Source organism: Georgenia sp. EYE_87 (assembly GCF_023148685.1).
Classification (GTDB): domain Bacteria; phylum Actinomycetota; class Actinomycetes; order Actinomycetales; family Actinomycetaceae; genus Georgenia.
Genome location: NZ_JAHXNL010000003.1, coordinates 296,558 through 318,693 on the forward strand (window position 1 = coordinate 296,558; position 22,136 = coordinate 318,693).

A 22,136-nucleotide genomic window follows, 5' to 3' on the forward strand; every position below is an offset into this window, starting at 1 on the left:
GCCATGACCTCCCCCCGAAGGACCGCCGCCGTCGCCGGCGCCCTCTACCTCGTCACCCACGTCACCTCGATCGCCACGGTCGCGTACGGGCCGGTGCTGGCCGACCCCGGCTACATCACGGGCGCCGGCCCGGACACCCAGCTGCTCGTGGGCTCGCTCCTCGAGATGGTGCTCGCGATGGCCGTCGTCGGCACCGCCGTCGCCCTCTTCCCCGTCCTGAGGCGTCAGAGCGAGGGAGTCGCGCTCGGCTACGTGGGGCTGCGTGTCCTGGAGGGCGCCGTCATCGCCGTCGGCGTGGTCCCGCTGCTCGCCGTCGCGACGCTCCGCCAGGACCTGGCCGGCGCCACCGGGACGGACAGCGCCACGCTCGTCACCGTCGGCCGGTCGCTCGTGGCGCTGCACGAGGGCGCCTTCGTGGTGGGCCAGGGCTTCGTGATCGGGGTGAGCACGATCCTGACCGCGTACCTGATGTACCGGTCGCACCTCGTGCCGCGGCTCATCCCCGTGCTCGGGCTCGTCGGCGCCCCGCTCATCCTCGCCGGCCGGACCGCCATGCTCTTCGGGTACGAGCCGAGCCCCGCGCTGACGGCCGCCGTCGTCCTCCCGATCTTCGCCTGGGAGATCGGCCTGGCCCTCTACCTGGTCCTCAGGGGCTTCCGGCCCGCGGCCCTGGGACGGCTCGGCCTCGCCCAGAGCGACCCCGGCCGCACGCCGGTGTCCGCCTAGCAGCAGGGGTCTTCATCGAAACTTGACCGCCCCTGCGGCAGATGTCCGGCCGCCCCCACCATGCTGGCTGCATCGACCGGAAAGGCGGCGCGACCATGGCGGAAGCCCTGTGGCTCATCCCCGCGGTGGTGGTCGCCCTGGGTCTCGGCCTCTGGGTGGTCAGCAGGCTGATCCCGGGGCCGCGCGCCAGCACCCGGGACGGCGAGGGCGACGGGGCGGCTCAGTCGCGCCGGTGAGGGGCGGGCGCCCGGTCCAGGACGGGCAGCTCCACCGTGAAGACCGCCCCGCGGCCGACGCCGTCGCTTCCGACCGTCACCCGCCCGCCGTGGGCGCGGGCGATGGACCGCACGATCGCGAGCCCCACGCCGGAGCCCCCGTGCGCGCGGTCGCGGGCGGAGTCCGCCCGGTAGAACCGCTCGAACACGTGGGACAGGTGCTCGGCGGCGATACCTGACCCGGTGTCGGCGACGCGCAGCCGGACGACGTCGCCCACGCGCTCCGCGGCGACCTCCACGCGGCCCCCGGCGGGGGTGTGGCGCAGGGCGTTGTCGAGGAGGTTCGTCAGGAGCTGGCCCAGCCGGTCGGCGTCGGCCATCAGGACCGTGCGTCGGGCGTCGTCGGGCGCCCGCACCGCGAGGTCCACCCCCTCGGCGCCGTACCGCCCACTCGCCTGGGTGACGGCCGCGCTGACGAGCCGCCCCACGTCGACGGGTTCGCGGCGCATGCTCAGCCGGCCCTCCTCCGCCGTCGTGACCAGGCTGATGTCCTCCGCCAGGCGGGCGAGCCGGCCGACCTGCTCGCGCATCATGAGCAGCGTGTCCGTGTCGGCCTGCTCGAACCCGTCCTGGATCGCCTCGAGGTAGGCGTCCAGGGTCGCCACGGGTGTGCGCATCTCGTGGGCGAGGTCGCCCAGCAGCTGGGTGCGGGTCTGCTCGATCCGTCCCAGGTCCGTGGCCATGGTGTTGAAGGCGCGAGCGAGGTCGTCGAACTCCTCCCCCATGCCGACCTCGGGGACCCGGACCGCGTAGTCGCCGTCGGCCACGCGGCCGGCTGCCTGCCGGACGCTCCGCAGGGACCGCGTGATGCGCCGGGTCAGGAAGACGCTCACGACGACGGACGTGGCGAGGCCCGCGAGGAGGGCGAGGGAGAGCGAGATCGCGGAGGCGTCGTCGAACGCCCGCTCCGCGTGCTCGACGACGTTGTCCTCGCCGCCGGCCAGGAGAAGGTGGTCGTGGAACAGCACCGGGCCGATGACGACGGCGACCGCGAGCGCGGTCGAGGCCGCGACCAGGACGACCGCGATGATCGCCGCGAGCAGCCGCGCCCCGAGCCCCCAGCGGCGCAGCGGTCTCACTCGCCCGTGCCCATCCGGTAGCCGACGCCCCGCACCGTCCTGATGAACCGGGGCTCGGCGGGCGGATCGCCGAGCTTGCGGCGCACGTGCCCGATGTGGACGTCGACGAGGTGCTCGTCGCCGACCCATCCCGGCCCCCAGACGGCCTCCACGAGCTGGTGGCGGCTGAAGACCACGCGGGGGTTGGCCGCCAGGGCCGCGAGGACGTCGAACTCGGTGCGGGTCAGCTCCACCGGCGAGCCGTCGACGTGCACCTCCCGGCCGCCGACGTCGACGGTGAGGCTGCCGAAGGACAGCGGCTCCGGGACGTCGCGGCCGGCGTCGACCGGTCCCCTCGGACGGCGCAGCATCGCCCGCACCCGCGCCATCAGCTCGCGGGGGCTGAAGGGCTTGGTGACGTAGTCGTCCGCCCCGACGGACAGCCCGACCAGCTTGTCGACCTCCTCGGTACGGGCGGTCAGCATCACGATGTAGCAGTCCGAGAAGGTGCGGACGGCTCGGCAGACCTCGATGCCGTCCGTGCCGGGCAGCCCGAGGTCCAGCACGATCACGCCCGGTTCCCACTCGCGGGCGAGCTCGATCGCCGCGCGACCGTCGCCCGTGACGCGGACGTCGAAGCCGTCACGCCGGAGGTAGCTGGCCACCACCTGGGCCAGCGGCGTCTCGTCGTCCACGACGAGGACGCGGGTCGCGACCCGCGGGTCGGACGAGGTGTTCGTCATCTCTCCATCTTCGTCCGCAACGCCGTCCGGTGTCAGAGGCTCTCCAACATCTGCTCCATCTCGGCGATCTCGGCCTCCTGGTCGTCGATGATCTTCTCCGCCAGCTCGAGGGCCTGCGGGTTCTCGCCGTCGGAGAGCTCGGTCTCCGACATCTCGACCGCGCCCTGGTGGTGGGCGATCATCAGCTCGAGGAACCGCCGGTCGAACTCTGCGCCGGAGAGACCCTCGAGCTCCCCCATCGCCTCCTCCTGGCTCATGCCCTCCATGTCCATGCCGCCGTGCTCCATGTGGCCCGTCCCGCCGGCGGTGGCGGCGTCCTCCCCCCAGGCCTCGAGCCAGGACGTCATCTGCTCGATCTCGGGACCCTGCGCCGCGGAGATGCCCTCGGCGAGGGTCCGGACCTCCTCGGAGCCGGCGTTCTCGACCGCGATGTCCGCCATCTCGACGGCGCCGTCGTGATGGACGATCATCATCTGCGCGAACATCGTGTCGGCGTCGTTGTGCGCGGCGTCGACCTCGCCGTCGGCCGAGGATCCCGGTGACGCGGCGGCGGTCGACTCCCCCGTGGTGGCCGTCGGCTCCGCGGCCGGGCCGGCGGGCTCCTCGGTGCCGCCGCCGCAGGCGGCGAGGGTCAGGGCCAGGGCCACGGCGCCGGTTGCGGTCCACACACGGTTCTTGAGAGTCATAGGTCCTTCTCGATCGAGATCCCACCCGCGGTGCCGGTGAGATCGGGGTTCTCCGGGGCGCGGCAGAGCGTCACCTCGTGCCACGCCCTCGAGTCAACAAGGTGGCTGCGGGCGTCGCCAGCCACGAGCCCGAACTTCATCGAGTCTTCACAGAAGGGACCCGTCAGCCGCCGCCGGCCGCCCTCACCGCGTCGACGTACTCCTCCGGCACGGGCGGCTTGCCCGAGGCGGAGGCCCCCCACTCGTGCTCCTCCGTGTACAGCCAGACGTACTCGTCCGTCTCCGCCAGCGCGTCCCGCACGAGCTCGCCGACGGTCTCCGGCGCCAGCACCTCGTAGCCAGACAGCTGGTCGCGGTCGTACACCGCCAGGGCCGAGGAGACGGCGGCGTCATAGTCCTCCGGCGTGAGGCCGGGCGCCAGGAACCCGCCGTCCCCCTCCAGGAAGGCCCCGTCCTGCCAGACCCGGAAGGCCCGGTAGTCGGCGGCGCTGCGCGCGTCGTAGAACTCGCCGCCGTCGATCACCCGGGCCCGGTCGTCGGCGGCGTCGACTCCGCGACCCAGGCCAGGTCGTTCCAGTGCAGCCCCGCCTCGGCAGGCCCGGGCGACGACGCCGGCGCGGAGAACCACGGGCCGAAGAGCACCATGACCTCCAGTCCCGGCCAGGCGTCGGCCATCGCGGCCATCACCTGGGCGCCGCGCCGGCGGACGAGGTCCCGCGCCTCCTCGGGCTGCAGCCCGGGCGTGGCACCGTCGGTGGCGGAGAAGGTCCAGGGGTCGTGGCCCTCCCCGTAGTTCCACGGGGACGAGCCCTCGCCGTAGAACTCGTTGTCGAACCAGACCCCGACGTAGGGGTCGCCGCTCTCGCGCATCGCCTCGGCGAGCGCGGCGCTGTTCGCGGCGATCCCGTCCCACAGGGCGTCGTCGGACCAGTCGAGCTCGTCGAGCATGGCGATCCTGACCCAGTTGCGCTCGAGGTCGCCGAGGTCGGCCGGCAGCTCCGAGACGTCGCGGAGCAGCGCGGACCCGTCGACGGCGCGGGGCGAGAAGATGTCGACGGACGCCGGGACGCGCAGGACGATGCCGTCGAAGGGGAGCCGGGTGTACGCCGCCGGGTCGGCCGCCACCTCCTGGGGGTACGGGATGTCCTGGCCGTACTTGATCAGGTGGCGCTCCACGGCCCCGGGGCCCGGGCGGACCTGGTCCGACGACGGCCGGTCGCCCGGGGACGACGGCTGGCCCCCCGGGGGCGACGGCTGGCACGCAGCCACCGTCACGGCGAGGCCGCCCGCGAGGGCCGCCAGTCGCGCGCGGCGGCGGCGCGCCGCCGAGCCGCCCTGGTCCGCCGGCGGTCCACCGGTCACGGCGGGGGCTGCCACTGGCTGACGACGATCTGCCGCTTGCCGGACGCGAGGAGCGGGACCTCGTCGACGTACTCGACCACGACGTCGGCGTCGCGCCCGAGCACCCTGAGGAACTCCTCCCGGATGCGCCCGTCGCGGCGGGCGTCCCGGTCCGCGTTGAGCCGGAGCGTGTACGCCCCCGGGCCCGTCTGGACGAGCTGGTACTGCCTGAGGTCGTGGTCGGTGAGCTCGGGGACGGCCATGGGGTTGATGCTGCGACCGGCGGTGTCGAAGAGGCTGTCGAGCGTGCGTCCGGCGACGGTGGCGAGCACGGTGTCGTCGACCTCGCCGTGCGCGTCCACCGCGAAGCTGCCCACGTCGCCGGTGTCGTACCGGATGAAGGGCATGGCCCGGTTGTGCAGGTCGGTCACCACGATGCGCCCCTCGTGGCCGGGTGGCGCGGGCAGGTCCGCGTCGTGCTGGAGGATCTCGACGGCGTAGCCGGCGACGTTGACCCGGTAGCCCGGGCTCCCCGGTCGCTCCTGCGCCAGGATGCCGTTCTCGGTGTTGGAGTACCGCGCGACGACCGGGCGGCCGAACGTCGCGGACGCGCCGGCCCGCAGGAGCTCGGTGGGCGCCTCGCCGACGGCGACGACGGCGTCCACGTGCCCGGTCACGCTCGTGCCGTCGCGGGCCGCCGCACGGCACAGCGACTCCAGGGCCGAGGCGTAGCCGAGGAGGGCGACCGGGCTCCGCCGTCGCCGGATCGCCTCGAGGAGCTCTCGCGCGCGGTCCTCGTCGAGACCTCGCACCTCGACCGGGACGATGCCCTCCAGGAGCTGCCGGAGGCGTCCTTTGCGGTACTGCCCGTCCCAGATCCGGAGGTAGTACATCGGTCCACCGAGGCGGTACCCGGCCAGCTGGGCGTGGGCGATGGTGTCGGCCCGGTTGCGCATCACCTTGTGGTCGTCCCACAGCGCCGTGAACGGGGTGCCGGTCGAGCCCGAGGTGCGGTGCGGGTGGAGCCTCTCGCGGTCGTACCCGGAGGCGAGCATCGCCGGGCCGTTCTCGCGGAACGTCGACTTGTCCACCACCGGGAACGACTCGAGCGTGTCCCCGTCGTGGGCGGCGTAGAACGGCGTGGTGGCGCGGGTGTGCCGGAGGATGCGGGCCAGCCGGGCCCGACGCGTCGCGACGGCGGCCGGGCTCCCGGGGTCGTGGTGGAGCGCGGTGATCCCGGCGACGGCGCTCGCCACCGGTCGCCCGCGCAGCCGGTCCAGCGTCCAGAACGCTGTTCGCCGGGCGAGGGCGAGGGGGTCCATGGGTGCTCCAGCCGGCAGGACGGTCGGGGGGAGTTCACACCGACCGTATCCGCGGGGCACCGCGCCGATCCCGGTTTGCCGGTGAAGATTTCATGAAGCCCCGCCGGGGTCAGAGACGGGAGACGACCTCCTCGAGCAGCTGGGCCGGCTCGAGCCACATCGAGGGGTACTCCCCCTGCCACAGCTGGTTGCCCTCGGCGTCGATCAGGACGAACCCGTGCCCGGGGAGACCCTCGTGCATGCCGGTGCCGAGCGTGCCGTAGGCCTCGGAGACGGTGCCGTCGTCGAGGAGGTACGGCGTGGTCGCGCCGTAGCGCTGCATGTCTGCCAGCATCTGCTCGGCCGTGTTCATCACGATCGGCAGCACGGTGATGCCGGCCTCGGCGAACCCGGGCTCCTTCTCGATCTCCACCATCTGGACCGTGCAGGACGCGCAGCCGGCGCCCTCGTTGAAGTACAGCACCACGGGCGAACCACGAAGGTCGGAAAGGCTGACGGTTCCGCCGTCGGTGGTCGGCAGCGTGAAGTCGGGCGCGACCCGTGTGCCCTCGGAGGACACCTGGCGGGAGCTGGCCAGCCCGAACGCGACGACGGCGACCACGACGAGCAGACCGACCACCCAGGCGATGCGCCGGGTGCGGGCACGCCGCGCGGCCGCTGCGGTCTCGGCCCGGGCCCGGGCGGCCCGGGCCTCCATCTTCCGCTCCTTGGCGGTCGGGCGGGGCGTGGTGGCGGCGGAGGTCATCGGGGCAGTCCTTCCTGGCGGTGCTCGTCGTGCTGGTCGCTCGCAGTGGCCGGCTCGTGGTCGTGGGGCTCGTGGCAGGAGGCACCGCGAGCGTCGTCCCGGCGGCGGTCGCGCAGGGTGACGACGACGAAGGCGCCGGCCAGGGCCATCAGCGCCAGGCCGAGGACCGGCTCGGGGACCGGGGCGACCAGCACCTGGAACCGGCCGAGGACGTCGGCGAGCCACTCGCCGACCGCGGTCTGCATCGCCGTGCCGCCGGTCATGGTCCCGCTGCCGGCGAGCGTGATGACCCAGACACCCATGACCGTGAACCCGATCGCGACGGCGAGGTTCACCGTGCTGGTGACCAGCACCCGCGAGCCGAGGCGAAGCTTGACCAGCCTGGCGCGGAAAAGCGTGCGCTCACCGAGGCGGGTCCTGTCCCACACCAGCGCCATGACGAAGAGGGGGAACACCATGCCGAAGACGTACGCCAGTCCCAGCACCACGCCGCCGGCCGCCGATCCCGAGAGCGCGGAGAGAGCCATGACGCCGGCGAGGACGGGGGCGCAGCAGCTCGAGGCGATCCCGGAGAAGACCCCGAGGGCGAAGAAGCTGGCGGTGTCCCCGCGGGAGGTGTCCGGCGCCCGCAGGAAGCTGGGCAGCGACCACATCCTCCCGGAGAGGGAGAGCACGGCCAGGGCGATCATGAGCAGGCCGCCGGCCCAGTACAGCTGGGCGTGGTACTGGTTGATGGCCCCGGCGATCATGCTGACGCCCAGGGTGATCGGGACGAGCACGAGCGCGAGGCCTGCGGCGAACACGAACGTCAGTGGCAGCAGCCGCCACAGCCGGTTCTTCACCGCCCCCGCGAGGTAGCTCGGCGCCAGGAACACGATGCAGCACGGGGCGAACAGCGCAACGCCGCCGGCGAAGAAGGCGGCCAGGACGCTGCCGGTCGCCAGGAGCTCGGTACCCACGGTCGCCTACTCCCTGACCGCTGCCGGAGCCGTGAGCTCCCGGGCCCGTCCGGAGGTGAGGAGCTTCTCGAGCTTGCGGCGCGGCAGCCGCCCCGAGCTGAAGAAGCTGCCGCCCACGAGCACCAGCGGATACATCGCCGGGCGGTGCACCGCGAGGAGCTCGCGCCCCTCGGCGGAGTCGACGTCGACCGTGCAGACCGCGAGCCTGAACCGCTCGGCGAGGGTGCTCAGCGCCCGCTCGGCGTCGTCGCAGAGGTGACAGGCGGGTGCGTGCACCACCGTCACCTCGGCCCCACGGTCGTCCTGGTCCACGTCGGCCCCCTCGGTCAGCCCCTGCCACGCTCCGCGGGGTCGTCCCCGCCCGAGAAGCATCGGGCCCCAGTGCCGGTCGGACGATGGCCGTTCCGTCAAGAAATGGTGAAGGCGCCTTCCGAAAAGGGACGAGTCGGGCACGGCGGTGCCCACGCACGCGGCGGCCCTCCACCGTCGACGGTGGAGGGCCGGCACGCCGGAGACCCGGTCAGCGCCGCACGAGCTCTGCCTCGTCCCGGCGGGACGCCTGGGGGCTCGGGACCTGCGCCGCACCGTGCGCGGCGGCGGTCGAGGCCTCGGGGCTGAGATCGAGCCGCCGCAGGAGCTGGGCGTTGGCGGCGACGACGATGGTCGAGGCGGACATGAGCAGCGCGCCGATCTCCATGGGCAGGACGAACCCCACGGGGGCGAGGATGCCGGCGGCCAGCGGGACCGCGGCGATGTTGTAGCCGGCCGCCCACCACAGGTTCTGCTTCATCTTCCGGTACCCGGCCCGGGAGAGCTGGATGACGGAGAGCACCGAGCGCGGGTCGTCGGAGGCGAGGATGACGCCGGCCGAGGCGATCGCGACGTCCGTGCCGGCGCCGATGGCGATGCCGACGTCGGCCTGGGCGAGGGCGGGCGCGTCGTTCACGCCGTCGCCGACCATGGCGACGGTGCGGCCCTGCCGCTGCAGCTCGAGAACCTTCTCGCTCTTGTTCTCGGGCCGGACGCCGGCGAAGACCTGGTCGATGCCGAGCTCGGCCGCGACGGCCCGGGCGACCGGTTCGGCGTCGCCGGTGATCATCACGACGTGGAGGCCGAGCGCGTGCAGGGCGTCGACCGCCTCGCGGGACTCCTGGCGCACCTCGTCCTCCAGGGCCAGCGCGCCGGCGACCTGCCCGTCGACGAGCACGTGCAGGACGATGGCGCCCCGGTCGGACCACGCCGCCGTCTGCGGCAGCGGCTCCAGGCCGTGCTCGGCGAGCAGGTTGGGTCCGCCGACGGCGACCCGGCGCCCGCCCGCGGTGGCGGTGACGCCGACGGCGGTCGAGGCGGAGAAGTCGCTCGCGCGGGGCACGTCCAGGCCCCGGTCCCTCGCCGCGCCGGTAATCGCCCGGGCCAGCGGGTGCTCGCTGTCGGACTCGGCGGCCGCGGCGAGCGCGAGGAGCTCGTCCTGGCCCAGGCCCGTGGTCTCGATGTCGTGCAGCGCGGGCTCGCCCTTGGTGAGGGTGCCGGTCTTGTCGAAGAGGACGGCGTCGACGGTGCGCATGCGTTCCAGCGCCGCGCGGTCCTTGACCAGAACGCCACCGCGGGCAGCGCGCTCGGTCGAGATCGACACCACGAGGGGGATCGCGAGGCCGAGGGCGTGGGGGCAGGCGATGACCAGGACGGTGATCGCCCGGACGATCGCGAAGTCGGGGCTGCCGACGGCGGACCACACCGCGACCGTGATGATCGCCGCGATCAGCGCGAACCAGAACAGCCAGCCGGCGGCCCGGTCGGCGAGGAGCTGGGCGCGGGTGGTGGAGGACTGCGCCTCGGCGACCAGCCGCTGGATGCCGGCGAGGGCGGTGTCGTCGCCGACGGCGTCGACCTGCACCCGCAGCGCGTTGTCGGTGGCCACGGTGCCGGCGACGACGTGCGCGCCGACCTCGCGACGCACCGGGCGGGACTCGCCGGTGATCATGGACTCGTCGACGTCCGCGGCGCCGTCGACCACCGTCCCGTCGGCGGGGATGCGCCCACCCGGGCGGACGATGACGACGTCGCCGAGCCGCAGGTCCGCGGGGGAGACGGTGACGACGCGGTCGCCGTCGACCTTCTCCGCCTCGTCCGGCAGGAGGGCGGCGAGGGCGTCCAGGGCCGAGGAGGTCTTGGCGAGCGAGCGCATCTCGAGCCAGTGGCCGAGCAGCATGATGACGACCAGGAGCGCGAGCTCCCACCAGAAGTCGAGGTCGTGCGCCAGCACGCCGAGCGTGGCGCCCCACGAGGCGACGAAGGCGACGGTGATCGCCATGCCGATCAGGAGCATCATCCCGGGCTTGCGGGCGCGGACCTCCGCGACGGCGCCGGTGAGGAACGGCCGGCCGCCCCAGGCGAAGATGACCGTGCCCAGGACCGGCGCGACGTACTCGAGGCCGGGGATCTCGGGCAGGGAGTACCCGAGCAGGTCCGCGAACATGCCGCTGAGCAGCACCGTGGGGACCGCGAGGATGAGGTTGATCCAGAAGAGGCGGCGGAACATCCCGACGTGGTCGCCGTGGCCGGCGTGCCCGCCGTGGGCGTCGTCGCCGACATGGCCGGCGTGCCCGCCGTGCCCCGCGTGGGCGTCGTGCCCGCCGTGGGCGTCGTCGCCGACATGGCCGGCGTGATCGTCGTCGCCGTCGCCGTGGTGGCCGGTTCTCACCGCGGCCGGCGTGTGATGCCCGGCCTGGGCCAGCTGCTCGGCGTCGTGGCCGCCGTGGCGGTCGTGCGCCGGCGACACCTCGCCGGCATCGCCGTGGTCGCCGTGGTCGCCGTGGTGACCGTGCCTGTGCTCGGTGCCGTTCATCGCGTAGGCCTCCTGCCTTCCCCTCATTGATACCCCCATGGGGTATGCGGCACAACCCCCCGCCGCCCCGGCGTGTTCCCGATTCACCAGAATTCGTCATTTCTTCATACATCCCACCCCGCGGACGCTGCCCGCAGCGGGTCGCTCCGGGGCGACGGCGAGGAGGGGCCTGCGGGCGCTTGAGCGCAGTGCGCCGTCGTCGGGGCGGGACCTGCCGTTGGACGAAGGCTTCGGGCGATCAGCAGCCTGCAACGCGTCGGTGACACCCCGATGACGATCGGGTCATAGCCGCCAGGACAGAATGTGGGCGCCGAGGACCGGCGCGACATCGGGGTCGCGCACCGGGACGACCGCCGGGCGGGCGCTCCCCGTCCTGGGCGGAGCCGCCTCGGCTGACCACCGAAGGAGGAAGTCATGCGGAGAGCAGTGATGGCCAGCGCCGCATCTGTCGGCATGCTGCTGGCGGCGGGCGGGATGCTGAGCTTCGGCCAGGACCACGGCCGGGGGGACGGTCACGGTCAGCGCCACGGCGGCTGGGACCTGTCGGGGACCTTCCACGACGCCGACGGCGACTCGCTCGGCAGGGTCCGGATCGACACCGACGATGACGAGAGCCGCGTCTCGGTACGGGTGCGCGACCTCGAGCCGGGCTTCCACGCCTTCCACGTGCACGCGATCGGGAAGTGCGAGCCGGACAGCGCGAACCCGTCCGACCCGAAGCAGGTGGGCGACTTCCTCTCGGCCGGCGGCCACCTCGGGGCCGGCGAGGCGGACCACGGCGAGCACATCGGGGACCTGCCGTCGCTGTTCGTCGGCGAGGACGGGCGGGCGACGCTGACGTTCGTGACGGACGCCTTCGACGAGGACGACCTGCTCGACGACGACGGCAGCGCCGTCATGATCCACGCGGGCCGGGACAACTTCGCCAACATCCCGGAGCGCTACGCACCCGACGGCCCGGACGCGACCACCCGCGCCACCGGGGACGCCGGTGGGCGGGTGGCCTGCGCCGTCGTCGACGACTAGGCCCGTCCGCCGTACGACCTCGCCCCACCGGGGGCCACGAGGATCCTCACCGCCGAAGGAGTTGCGGTGCTCCCGGTGGGGCGGTCGCGCCCGGCGCACCGAGCCACGGTCCTGCCCACACTCCCGCTCCCCCACCCGCAGACATGCAGACGCCGCCGGCCACTTCCTCTCGCGGACGTCCTGAACCCTCGACCACGGTTCTATGAAGGTTTGACGAAGAGCGTTATTGAACCGTGACATCGCACGGCCTGGTTTGTAGCGTGACGATGCTTCTAGGGCAGCCCGTCCGGAAGTCCTTGGACGCAGTCCGAACCCTGCCGGCGTCCAGGTCTCATCTGTGCACCGACGAGCGGCAGGGGCGGGGGAACCAGTGCCTGTGGCCCACCGGGGCCTTGGGGTGAAGTGCCGTGCGCGGCACAGGGGAATCTCTGCCCTGACCCGACAGCTCACCCCGCAGGAGCCAGAGAGGTAGTCCGTGAGCTCCCGCAACGCCCCCGCGCGCCATCGCGCGGAAGTCCGTCCCTCAACCCCACTCTCTCTTCTCGCCGACAACATCACTCCGAGCACCCGGCGCGGCTTCGCCGCTGTAGCGTCCTCCGGCCTCGTGCTCACTATGGCGGCGACCAGCGCTACCGCGGCTGGGACTGCCGATGCGGCACTGCCGGCGGTGGACTCGACCGCCTCCGTGGCGGAAGCAGCCACGGCCATGCTGACCACGCCGGCTGTCTCGGTCCCGGCGGACGTCGAGTGGAAGGTCGACACCGTCACCGCTGAGGCGGCTCCGCCCCCGGAGCCTGGGCCGGTGCTCGAGCCCGAACCGTCCGTCGATCCGGAACCTGTCGCGACGCGGGCGGGCGCTGCCTCACGTGCCGGGGAGCGCGGCGCGCCGGCCAGCACCGCTCCATACACCTCTGCCGAGGTCGCACCGGCTCCGGCCACGTCGGGAAGCGCGATCGTCGACTACGCCCGCCAGTTCCTGGGCACGCCGTACGTGTGGGGTGGAACCACACCGGCCGGTTTCGACTGCTCCGGCTTCACCCTGTACGTGTTCTCGCAGTTCGGCATCAGCCTGCCTCGGACCTCCGGCGCGCAGGCGACGGCCGGGACCCGGGTCTCAGCCGCGGAGGCACGGCCGGGCGACCTGGTCACGTGGCCGGGACACGTGGGGATCTACACGGGTAACGGGAACAACATCGCGGCACGTCAGCCGGGCACCCCGCTGACCGAAGGACCCATCTACCACTCGAGTCCGACGTTCATCCGCGTCAGCTGAGCGGCACTGACGTCCCACCGGTGACGGCGGTCCGCCCCGAGGGGGCGGGCCGCCACCGCCGCAACGCTCCTGGACGCCCCTACCGGCGGGCAGGCGCCCCACTCGCGTGCGGCGCGATCCGCCGCCGCAGGCCGGCCGGCCGCCGCCGCCCGCCCGTCGCCCTCAGAAGTCCCAGTCGTCGTCCTCGGTGTTCACGGCCTTGCCCATCACGTAGCTGGAGCCGGAGCCGGAGAAGAAGTCGTGATTTTCGTCCGCGTTGGGGCTCAGCGCGGAGAGGATCGCCGGGCTGACGTTCGTCTGGTCCTTGGGGAACAGGCCCTCGTACCCGAGGTTGTTCAGCGCCTTGTTGGCGTTGTAGCGCAGGAACGCCTTGACGTCCTCGGTCAGGCCGAGCGGGTCGTACAGGTCCTCGGTGTACTGCTCCTCGTTCTCGTACAGCTCGAAGAGCAGCTCGAACGTGTAGTCCTTGAGCTCCTGGCGGCGCTCGGGGGACGCCTGCTCGAGGGCCTTCTGGAACTTGTAGCCGATGTAGTACCCGTGGACGGCCTCGTCGCGGATGATCAGGCGGATGAGGTCGGCGGTGTTGGTCAGCTTGGCGTGGCTGGACCAGTACATCGGCGCGTAGAAGCCGGAGTAGAACAGGAAGGATTCGAGCATGGTCGAGGCAACCTTGCGCTTCTCCGGGTCGTCGCCGCGGTAGTAGTCCATGACGATCTGCGCCTTGCGCTGGAGGTTCTCGTTCTCCTCCGACCAGCGGAAGGCCTCGTCGATCTCCTTGGTGGAGATCAGCGTGGAGAAGATCGAGGAGTAGCTCTTCGCGTGGACCGACTCCATGAACGCGATGTTCGTGTAGACGGCCTCCTCGTGCGGGGTCACCGCGTCGGGGATGAGCGAGACGGCGCCGACCGTGCCCTGGATGGTGTCCAGGAGCGTCAGGCCGGTGAACACGCGCGTGGTCATGAGCTTCTCTGACTCGGTCAGCGTGGCCCACGACTGGATGTCGTTGGACAGCGGCACCTTCTCGGGCAGCCAGAAGTTGGAGGTCAGGCGGTCCCAGACCTCGACGTCCTTCTCGTCCTGGACGCGGTTCCAGTTGATGGCCTGGACGCTGCTGACCAGCTTCAGCTTCTCCGACACGGTGCGTGCCTCTCCTGTTTCGTCATCCGGCGCGCGGGCCGGGGGTGTGCGGCGTTCTCGGGAGCGGGGGCTGCCCGGGTGGGATCCTCCCACCGGGGGCCGACGGCGGAGCGTGGCGTCCGCCGTCGGCCGGTGGTTGGTGGATATGGGGCGTCAGAGCATGCAGCTGACGCAGCCCTCCACCTCGGTGCCCTCGAGGGCGAGCTGGCGCACGCGGATGTAGTAGAGCGTCTTGATGCCCTTGCGCCAGGCGTAGATCTGGGCCCTGTTCACGTCACGCGTGGTGGCGGTGTCCTTGAAGAAGAGCGTCAGCGACAGCCCCTGGTCCACGTGCTGCGTGGCCTCGGCGTAGGTGTCGATGATCTTCTCGGGGCCGATCTCGTAGGCGTCCTCGTAGTACTCCACGTTGTCGTTCGTCATGTACGGCGCCGGGTAGTACACGCGGCCGATCTTGCCCTCCTTGCGAATCTCCACCTTGGACACGATCGGGTGGATGGAGGACGTGGAGTTGTTGATGTAGGAGATCGAGCCGGTGGGCGGCACGGCCTGGAGGTTCTGGTTGTAGATGCCGTGCTGCTTCACGGACTCGGCCAGCGCGCGCCAGTCCTCCTGGGTGGGGATGTGCACGCCGGCGTCGGCGAAGAGCTGACGCACCCGCTCGGTGCGGGGCTCCCAGGTGCCGTTGACGTACTTCTCGAAGTACTCGCCGCTGGCGTACTTGGAGTCCTCGAAGCCCTTGAAGGTCTGACCCTTCTCGATGGCGATCTTGTTGGACTCCGCGATGGCGTGGAACGCCACCGTGTAGAAGTACATGTTCGTGAAGTCCAGGCCCTCGTCGGAGCCGTAGAAGATCCGCTCGCGCGCCAGGTAGCCGTGCAGGTTCATCTGGCCCAGGCCGATGGCGTGGGAGTCGTTGTTGCCCTGCTCGACCGAGGGCACGGACCAGATGTGGGTCTGGTCGGCGACGGCGGTCAGCGCGCGGATCGCGGTGCCGACCGTCCTCCCGAGGTCCGGGGAGTCCATGGCCTTGGCGATGTTCAGCGAGCCGAGGTTGCAGGAGATGTCCTTGCCGACCTGGGCGTAGCTGAGGTCCTCGTTGAACGTGGACGGCGTGGAGACCTGGAGGATCTCCGAGCACAGGTTCGACATGGTGATCTTGCCCTTGATCGGGTTGGCCCGGTTCACCGTGTCCTCGAACACGATGTAGGGGTAGCCCGACTCGAACTGCAGCTCGGCGAGGGTCTGGAAGAAGTTGCGCGCGTTGAGCTTGGTCTTCTTGATGCGGCCGTCGTCGACCATCTCGTGGTACTTCTCCGAGACGTTCACCTCGGAGAACGGCACCCCGTAGACGCGCTCGACGTCGTAGGGCGAGAACAGGTACATGTCCTCGTTCTTCTTGGCCAGCTCGAAGGTGATGTCCGGGATGACCACGCCGAGCGAGAGGGTCTTGATGCGGATCTTCTCGTCCGCGTTCTCCCGCTTCGTGTCGAGGAACTTCATGATGTCGGGGTGGTGGGCGTTGAGGTACACCGCACCGGCGCCCTGACGGGCCCCGAGCTGGTTGGCGTAGGAGAAGGAGTCCTCGAGAAGCTTCATCACGGGGATGACGCCCGAGGACTGGTTCTGGATCTTCTTGATCGGGGCGCCGGCCTCGCGGATGTTGGTCAGGGACAGCGCCACGCCCCCGCCGCGCTTGGAGAGCTGGAGCGCGGAGTTGATGCCGCGGGCGATCGACTCCATGTTGTCCTCGACGCGCAGCAGGAAGCAGCTGACGAGCTCGCCGCGCTGGGCCTTGCCGGCGTTGAGGAACGTGGGGGTGGCGGGCTGGAAGCGGCCGGCGAGGATCTCCTCGACCATGTTCGTCGCCAACGTCTCGTCGCCGTCGGCCAGGGCGAGGGAGACCATGACCACGCGGTCCTCGAACCGCTCGAGGTAACGCTTCCCGTCGAACGTCTTGAGCGTGTACGACGTGTAGTACTTGAACGCGCCGAGGAAGGTGTCGAACCGGAACTTCTTCGACCAGGCGCGGTCCCAGAGCTTCGTGAGGAACTCGAAGGAGTACCTGGCGAGCACCTCACCCTCGTAGTAGCCCTCCTCGACCAGATAGTCGAGCTTCTCCTTGAGGGTGTGGAAGAAGACGGTGTTCTGGTTGACGTGCTGGAGGAAGTACTGGCGTGCCGCCTCGCGGTCGGCGTCGAACTGGATCTTGCCGTCCGCGTCGTACAGGTTGAGCATCGCGTTCAGCGCGTGGTAGTCGAGCTCCGGTGCGCTGGCGACCTCTACGCCGGTATCTGTGAGCGTTGCTGCCAAAACTGCCCCAATCCCTCGCGGACGCGCGTGACGTCCTCAGTCGTTCCCAGTAGTTCGAATCGGTACAGGTACGGCACCTCGCACTTCGCGGCGACGATGTCGCCCGCGATGCAGTAGGCCGTACCGAAGTTGAGGTTGCCGGCGGCGATGACGCCCCGGATGAGTGAACGGTTGTGCTCGTCGTTGAGGAACCGGATGACCTGCTTGGGCACCGCGCCGCGGCCGTTCCCGCCGCCGTAGGTGGGGACGAGGAGCACGTACTCCTCCTCCGCACGCAGCGGCGGGTCGGTCGCCCGCAGCGGGATGCGGTGAGCGGGCAGCCCAAGCTTCTCCACGAACCGGTGGGTGTTGTTCGTGGCGGAGGAGAAGTAGACGATGCTGCCCATTCCTGCCCTCCTCGTGCCGGTGCTGACCGCGCCGCCGCGGGTGGTGCCGTTGGTGTTCGGCCGGGCCACCGGGTCGCGATGGCCCGGCCGAAGTTCGGTGGCGAACCTCAGGCGCTCACCGCGGCGGCCTGCTGGGCCGCCAGCGCCTTGATCTTGTCGGGACGGAAGCCGGACCAGTGGTCGCCGTCGGCGAAGACCACCGGCGCCTGCTGGTAGCCGAGCGCCTTGACGCTCTCCAGCGCCTCGGCGTCGACCGTGATGTCCACGACCTCGTACTCGAGACCCTGCTTGTTCAGCGCGCGGTAGGTGGCGTCGCACTGGACGCAGGACGGCTTGCTGTAGACGGTGATGCTCATCTGAGCCGATCTCCTTGCCTCGGTGCGTCGTCACAGGCCAGAGAGAGTCTGACACGGTTGTAACAACAAGAATGTGGTTCGTGCCGGGCTGTAGTTCATCCCGGGTTCAAACACTACACCTGGGGGTGGTCCGCGAGAGGGACCCCAAGATGATGGGGAAGGGCGTGTCGGTGCCTCCCGTGCGTCCACACCCCTCACCACCTCTCTGTGGAGCCGCGCCGCCTTCGTGGGGACGGCCTGTGGACGAGGCCTGGTCCCACCTGTGACGGGTGCCTCGCCCGTGTCCGACACTCCCACGCACCACTGACATCGACCCCCGTGCCCACCGGGCGGCCTGCCTGTGGACAGCGCCGGGCGCCCGTCGTCCACACGCTGTGCACCCACGCCGTCGAACCGGCCCGGCACGCGTCCTGGAGCGGTCCGATATTCCGGCGTGTCGCCGCCGTCCCGGCGTGTCGTGACATCTCGCCAGGGAGATCGCGTGGCAGCGGGTCGTGAGAAGGTGACGGGCATGACGGTGCGGTCGTGGACGGAAGGGGAGGTCGGCCGGCTCGAGCTGGACCGGCCCCAGGCTCTCAACGCGCTGGACCTGGGCATGATCCGGGCCCTGCGCGAGGTGCTCGAGCGCTGGCGGTCGGACGACGCGGTGGCCGAGGTGCTCATCACCGGCGCCGGCGGGCGCGCCTTCTGCTCGGGCGGCGACGTGCGCGCCGCCCGCGAGGCCATCCTCGCCGGGCGCCCCGAGCTCGCGGAGACGTTCTTCGCCGAGGAGTACGCCCTCAACCGGGCGATCGCCGAGTACCCCAAGCCGTACGTCGCGGTGATCGACGGGGTCGCGATGGGCGGCGGGCTGGGCGTGAGCATCCACGGCAGCGCGCGCGTGGTCAGCGAGCGGGCACTGCTCGCCATGCCCGAGACGGCGCTCGGCTTCACCCCCGACGTGGGCGCCACGCACTTCCTCTCCCACCTCGCCGGGGACCCCACGGGCGCCGTCGGCCGCTACCTCGCCCTGACCGGTGCCCGCATCGGTGCTGCCGACGCCCTCGCCCTGGGCCTGGCGACCCACTTCGTCCCGGCCGGGTCCGTCGTCGCCCTCCTGGACGACGTCGGAGCCGACGGCGCCGCGGCGTCCCTCGCCCGCCACGCCGGGGACCCGGCGGACGCCGGTGCACCAGGCCTCGCGCCGCACCGCGACGCGATCGACGCCGTCTTCTCCGCCGGCACGGTGCCGGAGATCCTCGACCGCCTGGACGCCGCCGGCGACGAGTGGGCGGCCGGCACCGCCGCGACCCTGCGCGCGATGAGCCCGACCTCCCTGGTCGTGGCGCTGGAGCTGCTCAAAGCGGCCGCGACGTCGTCCCTCGCCCGGTCCCTGGAGAACGAGCTGCGGGCCGCCGTGTTTCTTACCGGGCGCCCGGACTTCGCCGAGGGCGTGCGCGCGGTGCTCGTCGACAAGGACCGCGACGCCGCCTGGTCGCCGCCCGCGGTCCGGGACGTCGACGCTGACGAGATCCGTCAGCTGCTCGTCACGGCGCCGGCTGCGGGATGATGGCGGCGCAGACCTCACCGAAGGAGCCCCGCATGCCCATGAACGTCGAGAGCTTCAACCTCGACCACCGCACCGTCGCCGCGCCGTACGTCCGGGTGGCCGACACCAAGCGCCTGCCCGGCGGGGACGTGCTGACCAAGTACGACGTGCGCTTCTGCCAGCCCAACGTCGACCACCTCGAGATGCCGGTGGTGCACTCCCTCGAGCACACCTTCGCCGAGCACGTGCGCAACCACTCGGGCGACGTCGTGGACTTCTCCCCCATGGGCTGCCAGACCGGCTTCTACCTGCTGCTGGTCGGCGAGCACCCGTACGAGGAGGTGATCGACCTCGTCGCCACCACCCTGCAGGACGTCGTCGATGCCACCGAGGTCCCCGCCGCCAACGAGACGCAGTGCGGGTGGGCCGCCAGCCACACCCTCCCCGGGGCGCAGGAGGCCGCACGGGCGATGCTCGCGCGCCGCGACGAGTGGACGCAGGTGACCGCGTGAGCACCCACCACACCACCGCCGCGGACGCCTCGGGCATCGCGACGCCGCCCGGCCGCGGGCCGGTGGTGGACGCCGTCGTCGTCGGGGCGATGGACGAAGAGATCCGCCCCTACTCACGCCGCGCCACCGACGCCGGCCCGGTGGTCGAGCGCGGCCGCGCCCGGGGCCAGGTCGTGACGATCGGCGGCGCGACGCTGCTGATCGTGCGCAGCGGGATCGGGCTGGTCAACGCGGCCGCGGCGGCGGTGGCCGCCCTCTCCACCTCCCGGCCACGCGCCATCATCTCCACCGGCTCGGCCGGCGGTCTCGCGAAGGGCGTGAAGGTGGGCGACGTCGTCGTCGGCGACTCCTACACGTACGCCGGTGCCGACGCGACGGCGTTCGACTACGTCCGCGGGCAGGTCCCCGGCATGCCGGCGTCCTACGAGGCGGACGCGGAGCTGCTCGCGGCGGCCTCCCGGACGGCCCCGCCCGCCGGTGCGCTCCGGGTGGGCCAGATGGTCTCGGACGACTCCTTCATCACCGAGGTCAACCTCGCCGAGGTCCGCGGCCACTTCCCCGACGCGCTGAGCACGGACATGGAGACCACCGCCCTGGCGCAGGTGGCCCACTCCTACTCCCTGCCCTTCCTCTCGGTTCGCGGCATCTCCGACCTGTGCGGGCCGGACGCCGACGAGGACTTCCACCTCGGCGTGGACGAGGCCGCCGAGCGGGCCGCCGTCGTCGTCCTGGCGGCGCTCGGGGCGTAGCGCGATGGGCGCGACGGTCCGGCTGCTCGTCGCGCCTGAGCTGCGCGCCTTCCTCCCGCCACGGTCCCGGGGCGACGGCGGCCTCGACGTCCCGCTCGACCCCGGCACGCCCCTCGTCCACCTCGTCCCGGCGGCGGGCGTCCCGCTCACCGAGGTGGGCGCCCTGCGGGTCGTCGACGACGACGCCCAGGTCACCCCGGAGCACCGCCCCTCCCCCGGCGCGATGGTGGAGGTCGGCGCGGTCGGTCGTCCCCAGCCGGCGGTCTCCGCCCGCTTCGTGCTCGACGTCCACCTCGGCGCGCTGGCCCGCCGGCTGCGTCTCCTCGGGCTCGACGTGGCCTACGGCAACGACGCGGGCGACGCCGAGCTGGTGGCCCGCGCGCTCGGCGAGGCCCGGGTGCTGCTCACCCAGGACCACGCGCTGCTGCGCCGGCGCGCGCTGGCGCCCGTCCCGGCGGCCGACGGCTGCCCGCGGCTCGCGCGGGCGGCGCACGTGCGCGGGAGCGCGGTCGCGGACCAGCTCGACGACGTCCTGAACCGCTTCGCGCCCCTGCTTGCTCCGTACACGCGCTGCGTCGCCTGCGGCGGGGAGCTGGTGCCGGCGAGCGTCGACGAGGTGGCACACCTGCTCGAGCCCGGCACGCTGCGCACCTATGAGGTGTTCGTCCGCTGCGCTGGGTGCGGGCGGCCTTACTGGCACGGCGCCCACGGGCGCCGGCTCGACGCCCTCGTGCAGCAGGCGCTGCGCAGGCACGCGTGAGCGGACAGGGCATCAGCGCAGGTGAGCGGGCCTCTCCGGTGGCCGGAACGCTCTACCTCCGGTTCCATGAGACCAGGCATTACCGAACCTAAGGAGGCACGTCCTCATGGAACCGTGGATCTGGATCGTCATCGCGGTCGTCGTCGTGGCGCTGATCATCATCCTGGCCATCGCCGCGAGCAGGAAGAAGAAGGAACGGGAGCTGGTCGCGCAGCAGGAGCGCCGTGCCCAGGCCCGGGACCTCCGCGCGAAGGGCGAGGAGCGGGACCTGGCCGCCCGCGAGCGTGCCGCCGAGGCGGCGGCGGCCGACGCCCAGGCCCAGCGGGCCCGGGTCGACGCCGACAAGCTCGAGCACGAGGCACGGCAGCGTGCCGAGGAGGCTGAGAAGGTTCGTCTCGAGGCCGAGCGGCACCAGCGCGACGCCTCGGCGCTCGACCCGGACGCGGACGACTTCACCTCGCGCGAGGGCACGCACGGCCGCCACACGACCGACACGTACGCCGACGACGCCGGAGCGACGGACTCTCGCCTCACCGACCGGGACCGGGACGGCTTCCCTGACCGGGACGCCGACCGGGACGGCTTCCCTGACCGGGACCGCCTCGCCGAGCGGGACCGCCTCGCCGACCGGGACCGCCTCGCCGACGAGGAGCGCCTCACCGACCGTGATCACGGTCGCCACGAGGGCGACGTCGATCCCAGGAGGACCGACGACCGACCGCTCACCTGACCGGCTCACTGACCTGACCGGGGCCCAGCGGTGACCACCACCGCGCTCCTGCTCGCCGACACCCACTGGCCCAGGCGGGCCAGAGAGCTTCCCGCCGAGGTCTGGGCCGCGGCCGATCACGCCGACCTCGTGCTCCACGCCGGCGACTGGGTGGACGTGCGGCTGGTCGACGACCTCGCCGCGCGGTCCCGGCGCCTGGTCGCGTGCTGGGGCAACAACGACGGGCCGGAGATCCGCAGCCGGCTCCCCGAGGTGGCCCGGGTGACGGTCGAGGGCACCCGCATCGCCGTGGTGCACGAGACCGGGGCCGCCTCGGGGCGCGAGCACCGGATGGACGCCCTCTTCCCCGACGCCGACGTCCTGGTCTTCGGCCACAGCCACATCCCCTGGGACACGGTGAGTCCGCGCGGGATGCGGCTGCTCAACCCGGGGTCGCCGACCGATCGCCGTCGTCAGCCTCACCGCACGTACATGACGGTGGTGCTCGACGGCGCAGCACCGCCCGAGGTCACCCTCCACCGCCTCTGAGCTGCGGCGACGGCGGCCCGGACCACCCGCCGCGCCCTGAGGTGCCGGCGGCCGTTGTGCCACCCGCCACGCCCTGCGCCGACGGCGGACCGGTGCACCACCCGCCGGGCCCGGGGAATGGCGACGGGATCGGGGGCTGCG

Annotated in this window: 25 protein-coding genes and 1 riboswitch; of the genes, 10 read left to right on the top strand and 15 right to left on the bottom strand. The window is 72.1% G+C overall.

Annotated features, from left to right (window positions below; translation table 11 throughout):
- Positions 1-3 precede the first annotated feature (3 nt).
- Both KZX45_RS07100 and KZX45_RS07105 read left to right on the top strand, forming a co-directional pair.
- Positions 4-726 carry a DUF4386 domain-containing protein gene (locus KZX45_RS07100; protein ID WP_248257025.1) on the top strand — a complete coding sequence of 241 codons (723 nt, stop codon included), beginning with the start codon at positions 4-6 and terminating at the stop codon, positions 724-726.
- A gap of 95 nt (positions 727-821) precedes the next feature.
- A complete protein-coding gene (locus KZX45_RS07105; RefSeq protein ID WP_248257026.1) occupies positions 822-962 on the top strand; it encodes a hypothetical protein in 141 nt (46 codons plus the stop codon).
- Here KZX45_RS07105 and KZX45_RS07110 read toward each other — a convergent pair.
- The 11 genes from KZX45_RS07110 to KZX45_RS07160 form a co-directional block, all read right to left on the bottom strand.
- Positions 947-2,080, bottom strand: a complete 1,134-nt coding sequence (locus KZX45_RS07110) for an ATP-binding protein (protein ID WP_248257027.1) — start codon at positions 2,078-2,080, stop codon at positions 947-949. The two genes, KZX45_RS07105 and KZX45_RS07110, sit on opposite strands and share 16 nt — an antisense overlap.
- Positions 2,077-2,802 (bottom strand): response regulator transcription factor, encoded by a 726-nt coding sequence (locus KZX45_RS07115; RefSeq protein WP_248257028.1) that lies wholly within the window; start codon positions 2,800-2,802, stop codon positions 2,077-2,079. Before KZX45_RS07115 ends, KZX45_RS07110 begins: the two co-directional genes overlap by 4 nt.
- Positions 2,803-2,834: 32 nt before the next feature.
- Positions 2,835-3,488 (bottom strand): DUF305 domain-containing protein, encoded by a 654-nt coding sequence (locus tag KZX45_RS07120; protein WP_248257029.1) that lies wholly within the window; start codon positions 3,486-3,488, stop codon positions 2,835-2,837.
- Entirely contained in the window at positions 3,485-3,628 is a 144-nt protein-coding gene (locus KZX45_RS07125) for a hypothetical protein (protein WP_248257030.1), read from the bottom strand. The genes KZX45_RS07120 and KZX45_RS07125 overlap by 4 nt, the downstream gene beginning before the upstream one ends.
- Before the next feature lie 23 nt (positions 3,629-3,651).
- Complete coding sequence (locus KZX45_RS07130; protein ID WP_248257031.1) at positions 3,652-4,011, bottom strand: hypothetical protein; 360 nt, start codon at positions 4,009-4,011, stop codon at positions 3,652-3,654.
- The gene (locus tag KZX45_RS07135; RefSeq protein WP_248257032.1) at positions 4,008-4,850 is read right to left on the bottom strand and encodes a hypothetical protein; all 843 of its coding nucleotides are present in this window, start codon (positions 4,848-4,850) and stop codon (positions 4,008-4,010) included. The genes KZX45_RS07130 and KZX45_RS07135 overlap by 4 nt, the downstream gene beginning before the upstream one ends.
- Positions 4,847-6,151, bottom strand: coding sequence for a hypothetical protein (locus KZX45_RS07140; RefSeq protein ID WP_248257033.1), 1,305 nt, complete (start codon positions 6,149-6,151; stop codon positions 4,847-4,849). The genes KZX45_RS07135 and KZX45_RS07140 overlap by 4 nt, the downstream gene beginning before the upstream one ends.
- 109 nt (positions 6,152-6,260) lie before the next feature.
- Positions 6,261-6,896 (bottom strand): peroxiredoxin, encoded by a 636-nt coding sequence (locus KZX45_RS07145; protein ID WP_248257034.1) that lies wholly within the window; start codon positions 6,894-6,896, stop codon positions 6,261-6,263.
- Positions 6,893-7,855 (bottom strand): cytochrome c biogenesis CcdA family protein, encoded by a 963-nt coding sequence (locus KZX45_RS07150; protein WP_248257035.1) that lies wholly within the window; start codon positions 7,853-7,855, stop codon positions 6,893-6,895. The genes KZX45_RS07145 and KZX45_RS07150 overlap by 4 nt, the downstream gene beginning before the upstream one ends.
- A 6-nt stretch (positions 7,856-7,861) precedes the next feature.
- Positions 7,862-8,167 (bottom strand): glutaredoxin family protein, encoded by a 306-nt coding sequence (locus KZX45_RS07155; protein WP_248257036.1) that lies wholly within the window; start codon positions 8,165-8,167, stop codon positions 7,862-7,864.
- A 208-nt stretch (positions 8,168-8,375) separates the two neighbouring features.
- Positions 8,376-10,727 carry a heavy metal translocating P-type ATPase gene (locus tag KZX45_RS07160; protein WP_248257037.1) on the bottom strand — a complete coding sequence of 784 codons (2,352 nt, stop codon included), beginning with the start codon at positions 10,725-10,727 and terminating at the stop codon, positions 8,376-8,378.
- 387 nt (positions 10,728-11,114) lie between these two features.
- Here KZX45_RS07160 and KZX45_RS07165 point away from each other — a divergent pair, with 387 nt between their 5' ends.
- Both KZX45_RS07165 and KZX45_RS07170 read left to right on the top strand, forming a co-directional pair.
- Positions 11,115-11,726: a superoxide dismutase family protein gene (locus KZX45_RS07165; RefSeq protein WP_248257038.1), complete on the top strand. Its 612-nt coding sequence runs from the start codon at positions 11,115-11,117 to the stop codon at positions 11,724-11,726.
- A gap of 323 nt (positions 11,727-12,049) precedes the next feature.
- Positions 12,050-12,199, top strand: a riboswitch (cyclic di-AMP (ydaO/yuaA leader).
- A 2-nt stretch (positions 12,200-12,201) separates the two neighbouring features.
- Positions 12,202-12,999 carry a C40 family peptidase gene (locus KZX45_RS07170; RefSeq protein WP_248257039.1) on the top strand — a complete coding sequence of 266 codons (798 nt, stop codon included), beginning with the start codon at positions 12,202-12,204 and terminating at the stop codon, positions 12,997-12,999.
- A 162-nt stretch (positions 13,000-13,161) separates the two neighbouring features.
- On the opposite strand, the gene nrdF is transcribed toward KZX45_RS07170, so the two are convergent.
- The 4 genes from nrdF to nrdH form a co-directional block, all read right to left on the bottom strand.
- Entirely contained in the window at positions 13,162-14,136 is a 975-nt protein-coding gene (nrdF, locus tag KZX45_RS07175; RefSeq protein WP_248257040.1) for a class 1b ribonucleoside-diphosphate reductase subunit beta, read from the bottom strand.
- A gap of 153 nt (positions 14,137-14,289) precedes the next feature.
- The gene (gene nrdE / locus KZX45_RS07180) at positions 14,290-16,446 is read right to left on the bottom strand and encodes a class 1b ribonucleoside-diphosphate reductase subunit alpha (RefSeq protein WP_248257041.1); all 2,157 of its coding nucleotides are present in this window, start codon (positions 16,444-16,446) and stop codon (positions 14,290-14,292) included.
- Complete coding sequence (nrdI, locus tag KZX45_RS07185; RefSeq protein ID WP_248257042.1) at positions 16,416-16,832, bottom strand: class Ib ribonucleoside-diphosphate reductase assembly flavoprotein NrdI; 417 nt, start codon at positions 16,830-16,832, stop codon at positions 16,416-16,418. Before nrdI ends, nrdE begins: the two co-directional genes overlap by 31 nt.
- Positions 16,833-16,939: 107 nt before the next feature.
- Positions 16,940-17,188: a glutaredoxin-like protein NrdH gene (gene nrdH, locus KZX45_RS07190; protein WP_248257043.1), complete on the bottom strand. Its 249-nt coding sequence runs from the start codon at positions 17,186-17,188 to the stop codon at positions 16,940-16,942.
- 481 nt (positions 17,189-17,669) lie between these two features.
- Between nrdH and KZX45_RS07195 the strand changes: the two genes are divergently transcribed.
- The 6 genes from KZX45_RS07195 (at position 17,670) to KZX45_RS07220 (ending at position 21,995) form a co-directional block, all read left to right on the top strand.
- Positions 17,670-18,737 (top strand): enoyl-CoA hydratase/isomerase family protein, encoded by a 1,068-nt coding sequence (locus KZX45_RS07195; protein ID WP_248257044.1) that lies wholly within the window; start codon positions 17,670-17,672, stop codon positions 18,735-18,737.
- 38 nt (positions 18,738-18,775) lie between these two features.
- Positions 18,776-19,228 carry an S-ribosylhomocysteine lyase gene (locus tag KZX45_RS07200; RefSeq protein WP_374112570.1) on the top strand — a complete coding sequence of 151 codons (453 nt, stop codon included), beginning with the start codon at positions 18,776-18,778 and terminating at the stop codon, positions 19,226-19,228.
- Positions 19,225-19,977, top strand: coding sequence for a 5'-methylthioadenosine/S-adenosylhomocysteine nucleosidase (gene mtnN, locus KZX45_RS07205; protein WP_248257046.1), 753 nt, complete (start codon positions 19,225-19,227; stop codon positions 19,975-19,977). Before KZX45_RS07200 ends, mtnN begins: the two co-directional genes overlap by 4 nt.
- 4 nt (positions 19,978-19,981) lie before the next feature.
- Entirely contained in the window at positions 19,982-20,737 is a 756-nt protein-coding gene (locus tag KZX45_RS07210) for a Mut7-C ubiquitin/RNAse domain-containing protein (RefSeq protein ID WP_248257047.1), read from the top strand.
- Positions 20,738-20,843: 106 nt separating this feature from the next.
- Positions 20,844-21,467: a hypothetical protein gene (locus KZX45_RS07215; protein WP_248257048.1), complete on the top strand. Its 624-nt coding sequence runs from the start codon at positions 20,844-20,846 to the stop codon at positions 21,465-21,467.
- A 30-nt stretch (positions 21,468-21,497) separates the two neighbouring features.
- Entirely contained in the window at positions 21,498-21,995 is a 498-nt protein-coding gene (locus tag KZX45_RS07220) for a metallophosphoesterase (protein ID WP_248257049.1), read from the top strand.
- The last annotated feature ends 141 nt before the right edge of the window (positions 21,996-22,136 follow it).

What these genes read in the sequence shown, in the direction of transcription:
- KZX45_RS07100 (WP_248257025.1), top strand. Translation starts at nt 4, where the DNA reads ATGACCTCCCCCCGAAGGACCGCCGCCGTCGCCGGCGCCCTCTACCTC.
- KZX45_RS07105 (WP_248257026.1), top strand. Translation starts at nt 822, where the DNA reads ATGGCGGAAGCCCTGTGGCTCATCCCCGCGGTGGTGGTCGCCCTGGGT.
- KZX45_RS07115 (WP_248257028.1), bottom strand. Translation starts at nt 2,802, where the DNA reads ATGACGAACACCTCGTCCGACCCGCGGGTCGCGACCCGCGTCCTCGTC.
- KZX45_RS07120 (WP_248257029.1), bottom strand. Translation starts at nt 3,488, where the DNA reads ATGACTCTCAAGAACCGTGTGTGGACCGCAACCGGCGCCGTGGCCCTG.
- KZX45_RS07125 (WP_248257030.1), bottom strand. Translation starts at nt 3,628, where the DNA reads ATGAAGTTCGGGCTCGTGGCTGGCGACGCCCGCAGCCACCTTGTTGAC.
- KZX45_RS07140 (WP_248257033.1), bottom strand. Translation starts at nt 6,151, where the DNA reads ATGGACCCCCTCGCCCTCGCCCGGCGAACAGCGTTCTGGACGCTGGAC.
- KZX45_RS07145 (WP_248257034.1), bottom strand. Translation starts at nt 6,896, where the DNA reads ATGACCTCCGCCGCCACCACGCCCCGCCCGACCGCCAAGGAGCGGAAG.
- KZX45_RS07160 (WP_248257037.1), bottom strand. Translation starts at nt 10,727, where the DNA reads ATGAGGGGAAGGCAGGAGGCCTACGCGATGAACGGCACCGAGCACAGG.
- KZX45_RS07165 (WP_248257038.1), top strand. Translation starts at nt 11,115, where the DNA reads ATGCGGAGAGCAGTGATGGCCAGCGCCGCATCTGTCGGCATGCTGCTG.
- nrdI (WP_248257042.1), bottom strand. Translation starts at nt 16,832, where the DNA reads ATGGGCAGCATCGTCTACTTCTCCTCCGCCACGAACAACACCCACCGG.
- nrdH (WP_248257043.1), bottom strand. Translation starts at nt 17,188, where the DNA reads ATGAGCATCACCGTCTACAGCAAGCCGTCCTGCGTCCAGTGCGACGCC.
- KZX45_RS07200 (WP_374112570.1), top strand. Translation starts at nt 18,776, where the DNA reads ATGAACGTCGAGAGCTTCAACCTCGACCACCGCACCGTCGCCGCGCCG.
- KZX45_RS07210 (WP_248257047.1), top strand. Translation starts at nt 19,982, where the DNA reads ATGGGCGCGACGGTCCGGCTGCTCGTCGCGCCTGAGCTGCGCGCCTTC.
- KZX45_RS07215 (WP_248257048.1), top strand. Translation starts at nt 20,844, where the DNA reads ATGGAACCGTGGATCTGGATCGTCATCGCGGTCGTCGTCGTGGCGCTG.